6 protein-coding genes and 1 pseudogene are annotated in these 5513 nt (G+C 62.2%); 2 read left to right on the top strand and 5 right to left on the bottom strand.

Annotation, left to right across the window (positions count from 1 at the left end):
- The 5 genes and pseudogenes from EN893_RS16565 to EN893_RS16545 all read right to left on the bottom strand — a co-directional run.
- Nucleotides 1-558 (bottom strand): annotated as a pseudogene (locus EN893_RS16565) (serine kinase); the annotation flags it as partial.
- Nucleotides 555-2477, bottom strand: coding sequence for a lasso peptide isopeptide bond-forming cyclase (locus tag EN893_RS16560; RefSeq protein ID WP_127267625.1), 1923 nt, complete (start codon nt 2475-2477; stop codon nt 555-557). The gene EN893_RS16560 and the pseudogene EN893_RS16565, both read right to left, overlap by 4 nt.
- Nucleotides 2474-3037 (bottom strand): lasso peptide biosynthesis B2 protein, encoded by a 564-nt coding sequence (locus tag EN893_RS16555; RefSeq protein ID WP_127267624.1) that lies wholly within the window; start codon nt 3035-3037, stop codon nt 2474-2476. Before EN893_RS16555 ends, EN893_RS16560 begins: the two co-directional genes overlap by 4 nt.
- A complete protein-coding gene (locus EN893_RS16550; RefSeq protein WP_127267623.1) occupies nt 3021-3335 on the bottom strand; it encodes a PqqD family protein in 315 nt (104 codons plus the stop codon). The genes EN893_RS16555 and EN893_RS16550 overlap by 17 nt, the downstream gene beginning before the upstream one ends.
- 137 nt (nt 3336-3472) lie before the next feature.
- Nucleotides 3473-3625: a lasso peptide gene (locus EN893_RS16545; protein WP_013891488.1), complete on the bottom strand. Its 153-nt coding sequence runs from the start codon at nt 3623-3625 to the stop codon at nt 3473-3475.
- Between the two features lie 514 nt (nt 3626-4139).
- Here EN893_RS16545 and EN893_RS16540 point away from each other — a divergent pair.
- Nucleotides 4140-5270, top strand: a complete 1131-nt coding sequence (locus EN893_RS16540) for a nucleotidyltransferase family protein (RefSeq protein ID WP_127267622.1) — start codon at nt 4140-4142, stop codon at nt 5268-5270.
- Between the two features lie 95 nt (nt 5271-5365).
- Nucleotides 5366-5513 (top strand): glycosyltransferase (locus EN893_RS16535; protein ID WP_127379274.1); only part of this gene is annotated, 148 nt, incomplete at its 3' end.

The following is a 5513-nucleotide window of genomic DNA, read 5'->3' as shown; positions in this document are numbered from 1 at the left end:
CATTGGCTCACTCGGATTGGCGAGGTCCAGCGCCACCACGTCATCGGTAAGCAGTCGATGCCCGGCCCGGATCATCGCACTTGCGGTCGTCGACTTGCCGGCACCCTTGTCACCCATGAAGATGGCGCTCGTGCCGGCGGCGGCGATGGCGCTGGCATGCAGGACAAGCAGGCCGCGCCGGTGCAAGAGCAGCGCCATGACCGGGCCGAGCAGCGGAAACGCCAGCAGCGCGTCGTCGACGCCGGGCGCCGGTTCAATGTCGATACGGTTGGAATCGGTGATCAGGAACGCGCCCACGGCATGCCAGGCCAGATATTGCCGGTCCGCCTCGAAGCGAAAGTCGGTCGCGGCTTCGGGCGCCGGCTTTGGCAGGTCGATCGCGCCGACGGCGATCACGACATCCGCCGCCCCGGGCGGCGCCGGCTGCAGTTCGGGTAACATCACCTCCGACGCGATGGTCAGACCATAGGCGCGGTAGAAGCGGCGTTCTCGCATTGCCCGGCCATGCGGACGGGGATTATCACTGTATGCGGCCATCGGCTCGTTGCGCGGCATCACGTGGGGCTCCCGCCGTGCGGGAGTTGCCGCAGCCAGAGCGACAGCGAGGCCGAGCGCCAGACATACTGGACATCCAGGGGGGCTGCCTGATCGGGCTGGCGCAGCAGTCGCGCATAGGCAGCACTCACTTGCGGCAGATTGACATAAGGCGCGATGCGGCCTGCATCCGAGACCAGCAGCTGTTCCAGGAGGTCGCGATGATTGCGCAGCATGCCGTTGACGAGATTGGCGGTGAAGTCGATCTTGTCGCGTCGCCACTGCACCGCCTCCGGCAATACGCCTTGCATGGCGCGACGCAGCACATAGCGACCAAAGCCGTGGCTCAGCTTCTCCTCGCCCGGCAATGCCAGGCAGAACTCGACCAGCGGCTTGTCCCAGAATGGGTATCGCGGCTCGACGCCGAAATTGGCGGCGGCCTTGTCGAGAACCTCGAAAGCATGCGGGACATAGCCGTTCGACAGGATCCAGCGATGGCTCAAGGCGTCGCTGGCCTGAACGCCGGGCGGCATATAGCCGGCCCGGTGAAACCGGTCGACAAGCTCGGTGCGCTTGGCAAGGTCCGGATTGATCAGGTCGCGCCAGCTTCGTGCGCGCTGCACGTGCGCGGGCTTGCGGATCCTGTTCAGGGCACGGTTGGCCAGATGCCTCAGCTTGGCGATGCGCCAGGCCGGCCCGTAGAGGGTCAGGAACTGGAGATAAAGGCCAAGCGTGCTGTCGCCATAGGTATTGGAGGCGCTGCGGACCTCGCGCCACAGATCCATCCATCGGCCGCCATTCGCAAGCTCGTGCAGGTGACCATGGCCTTGGGAAACGACCTCGTCGCCGCCATGGCCGTCCAGCAGCACCTTGATGCCCTTGGCGCCGGCAGTCCGGTAGACACCGCGGGTGAGCGTCAGGCCCGGCGCCAGGAACGTTCCTTCCTGTTCTTCCAGCACGCGTTCGAATTCGGCGAATGGGGCATAGTTGCCGACCGGGATCAGTGTCGCGTCGACCTTCTGCTGGTCGAGAACGGCATCGATGAAGGGCCGCTCGTCCATCGGCGAGCCCTTCTCGAAAACCAGCGAGAAGGTCGGCAGCTTCGGCTTGCGCGCAGCGGCATTCTGCAGGCCGGCGACACAGGCGATAGATGAGGAATCGAGGCCGCCGCTCAGCATTGCGCCGACTGCCGAGGTCCCTCGCATGCGGTTGCGCACCGATTGCGAGAACAGATGGGCGAATTCCTCCGATGCATCCGACCGCAAGGGCCGCGCCGACGGCTCGATCTGCCAGTATCGACGCAACATCACCTGTTGCGCGGTGACGGTCAGGCTGTGGCGGGCCGGCAGGCTGAATATATCGCTGTAGGGGGTCGACTGCGGGTCGTCGGGAAGCCCGGCCAGGAAGCCGGAGATCTGGCGCTCGCTGACACGTGCGCGGATACCTTCGACGCCCAGGATCGGCCCGATCTCGGACGCGAAGGCAAAACGCCGGTCCGCCGCGTGGTAGTAGAACGGCTTGACGCCAAAATGATCGCGCGCGCAAAACAGCGATTGCCGCTCGTCATCCCAGATGGCGAACGCGAAATCGCCTTGCAGATGCTCCGGACAGGCTTCGCCCCAACGCAGATAGGCCCGCATCAGCACCATCGCGTCGGCCACCGACTGGTCGCGGATACCGAGCCTGGCCAGCAACTCGTCACGGTTGTCCAGCCGGCAATCGGCGGTGATGGCGAGCCGGCCGCCAGCCATCGTCAAAGGGCCTGGGCCGACCTCATCCGATGTGTTGAGCCAGGCGTGGCCAAGGGCGATGCTGGTGTCCAGCCACCAAGAACTGCCGTCAGGACCGCGATGGCGCATGCGCGCCAGCATTTGCTGAATGTCTGCCGCCGCGACCGCCGGTGCGTGTGCTCCGCGCAGCAGGATTCCAGCGACGCCGCTCATCGGCTGCCGTGGTCGACGAGATGGGCGAAGCCGTCGATCGATCCGCCAAGCACGATATGGTTGTCGCTGACCAGCCAGGCATGTGCTTTCAACTGCTCGCCCGTACCACGTTCGATGCCGATGCGTATCGTCGATTCATTGCCTTGGCGGGCGAGAATATACTGGCCGGAGAGCGCCTGGGTCAGGCACGTAGCGTAAGGGACGAAACGGGCCGCGGCGGCAACGCCCCAGGCGACACGCCGCAGTTCGCCCATTGAAGCGCACTGCCGCGCGTCTAGGCGCGTCACCAGGCTGCGTACACGATTGTAGGACAGCAGCGTCAGCCCCAGCCGAACTGTCGCCACCACCAGCAGGCAATGGCCAAGGAAGATCATTTCCGAGCCGCTCAGGGAGAAAATCCTGACCAGCCCGTGCCGGCTTTCGCCGCGCTTCGACTGCTTGAGGCCTGTTTCCCTCGCGGGTTCCTGCCGTAAAGCCGTGGCCCGCGAAACCAGGGCCCGCGAAACTATGGCCTGCGAAACCAGCGTCTTGTGCTGGGCCGGTTTAGACAAGTGCCTCATGATGCCGTCTCGCAAGCCCATTATCAGTCAGGCCCTTCAGCAATGCGTCGACATCGGCCTGGCAGCGCACCGGGTCGACATTATAGCGCGCAAGCACGGCGCTGCGGATGTCGCCGATCGACCGGGGCTCCTGGATCAAATCCCAGATGAAGGCGCCGACGCCATTCAGGCTGTAGTAGACATTGGATTTGAGATTGAGCAGCGCCAAGCCATCGCCGAACTCGCAGGCCACGGCATCCTTGGTCGCACTCACGCTATCGTGGTCGGCCAGATCATGGTCGGATTGCTTCCCGTTCATCCCCGCACCTCACTGACAAAACGCTTCGACATCTCCGGTTGGCGCAGGAGAAGTCGGGAGGCTGGCCCCCCGACCCCTCTTACGTCTGCTTTTGAATCCAGAGTCCCAAAATGTCACTCTGGAAACGGCTATAAGTCTCAGGAGAACGTCAGGTCGCCGATCGGCGTGTGCGCGGGGAACGACGCGTCGATCGCCGTGTTGCCGCCGCCACCCTGGGTGATGGTCTCAATCGAACCATGAACCGTCAGGCTTGGTGTCTCGTATTCATGCTTTTCAACATTCTGTTCCATTTTACTCTCCGATTTAGGACTGGAAACGGCCTGTCGAGTGCCGTCAGCACTTTTATGCTGCAATGCAATAGCTGCACGGCAGCATTTATGAGTCAAGACTGTTTTACCTTCCGTTAATCAATTACGTTGCTGGCGTCAGGACATGAGCGGCCATGCCTAAAACTTGTCACTTTTTAGCCGATTCCTTGGGCATGATGGCAGCGCCTGTGCTGATTCTTTAAGCATATGATTTTGCTTGCATAAATCGTTTGTTTTGTGCTTATTTTTAGGCTTCGCTAATGGAAAGAATTTTCGGTTTGGAAAATTCGGCCGCGGATCGGCTAAAAGACCTGGCAAGGATATTTCAGCCGCGGTTCTCACTTCTTTCCGACGCGATCTCGATAGACGCTTCGGTTGCAAAAATTCGCACTGCAAAAGGAAAGGCTTTACGGCATCGAGGTTTTTGGTGATGTTTGCTTCGCACGTGCAGCATAAGTGTTCGCGCAAACCGCTTTCTTGGGAGATTGTGCGCTAAATGGCCTTGCCTGACGGCTCATACGAACGATTGCGCGCCGCCGGCTGTGCCGACGAGGTGGCCTACGTACAGGCCTGCCTGCGATTGTATTTTGCCGGGCCGCACGCCGGCGCGGGCGACATTTCGATGCGTGATCTGGACGGTGCCAAAATTGCCGACATCGCCAGGCTGAACAAGGTCGCCACCTTTGTCCTCAAGGCCCTTTCGCGCGCACCCGCGCTTGAGAGGCCGCCTGAGCTTTTCCGATGGCTCGACACCTACCGCAGGAGGACGGTTTCGATGAACGCGTCCTGCATCATGGATTCCATGGCGGTCCATGATGTGCTGCGCGCCAGCGAGATCGATTTTGTTTTTCTGAAGGGTCCGTTCCAGCAGCAGCTTCTCTACGACGACCACTTCATGAAGCCGTCCGGCGATGTCGACATCCTTGTTTCGCCGCTCGGATTTTTCAGGGCGCGTGATGCGCTTCGCCAGATCGGTTATGAGGTATCAGGCAAGTCGAACTCCGTCTGGTGGGTCCGCTTCCTCGGCGAACAGCACATGACCCGGGACGACGGGCCGAGGTCGTCCACGGTAGATCTCCATTACCGCCTCCAGCAGCCCGGCTCGCCAAGCCCGCGCGACGCGGACGGGTTTCTGCGGCGCAAGCGACAGGTCGAAATCGCCGGTGCGACGGTGCCGTTCACCTCGGTGGCCGATACTTTGCTTTTGTCCTGCATCAGCGTCGCCAAGGCACTTTTCAACCGGGAACCCTGCGCGGGCTACGTCTGTGATATCGGTGCCAGCGCCGCCCGCCTCGACGAGGGGGATCAGCAGCGTTTGCTCGATGCCGCAACCGTACAAGGTTTGGACGACACGCTGCTGCTTGGCCTGCGCGCCGCCGATGTGCTACTCGGCGGCGCTGGCACGCTGCTGTCGCAGCGCGCGACCAGGATCCTGTCGCGCATCGGCAATGAGGATCTGCTCAGCATGGTCATCGCGCCATGGCTGCCGTCGCTGCGGTGGCCACAGCGGCGAACGGTGCTGTGGGAACTGTGCGGCCGCGCGCCGGTCCGCTATCTGGCCGAAGCCGGCTGGGCGGCGTCCGCCGATATCAGCCGCCGCATCTTCGAGCGGCCGGGAAGTCGCTGAATGAAGGCAAATTGGGTGCTGATGGCAATTCTGTAGGGCATCGAAGGAGTACGGGGCGAGGGCAAATCGATATTACCTGTACGAGAGGCAAATCCATGTCGATGACGAAATTCGAGGTCTGCGTGATCATCGCGGCAAAAAACGCCGCAGCGACAATCGCCGTCGCCATCGCATCCGCGTTGCGCGAACCGGAAGTGGCGGAGGTCGTCGTTGTCGATGATGCCTCTACCGACGACACCGCCG

It is taken from the genome of Mesorhizobium sp. M7A.F.Ca.CA.004.04.2.1, assembly GCF_004022825.1.
Lineage (GTDB): Bacteria > Pseudomonadota > Alphaproteobacteria > Rhizobiales > Rhizobiaceae > Mesorhizobium.
This window is presented reverse-complemented; position numbering and strand designations above follow the sequence as displayed.

Excerpts from the sequence above, each read along its gene's own strand:
- EN893_RS16560 (WP_127267625.1), bottom strand. The coding sequence starts at position 2,477 with ATGAGCGGCGTCGCTGGAATCCTGCTGCGCGGAGCACACGCACCGGCG.
- EN893_RS16555 (WP_127267624.1), bottom strand. The coding sequence starts at position 3,037 with ATGAGGCACTTGTCTAAACCGGCCCAGCACAAGACGCTGGTTTCGCAG.
- EN893_RS16550 (WP_127267623.1), bottom strand. The coding sequence starts at position 3,335 with ATGAACGGGAAGCAATCCGACCATGATCTGGCCGACCACGATAGCGTG.
- EN893_RS16545 (WP_013891488.1), bottom strand. The coding sequence starts at position 3,625 with ATGGAACAGAATGTTGAAAAGCATGAATACGAGACACCAAGCCTGACG.
- EN893_RS16540 (WP_127267622.1), top strand. The coding sequence starts at position 4,140 with ATGGCCTTGCCTGACGGCTCATACGAACGATTGCGCGCCGCCGGCTGT.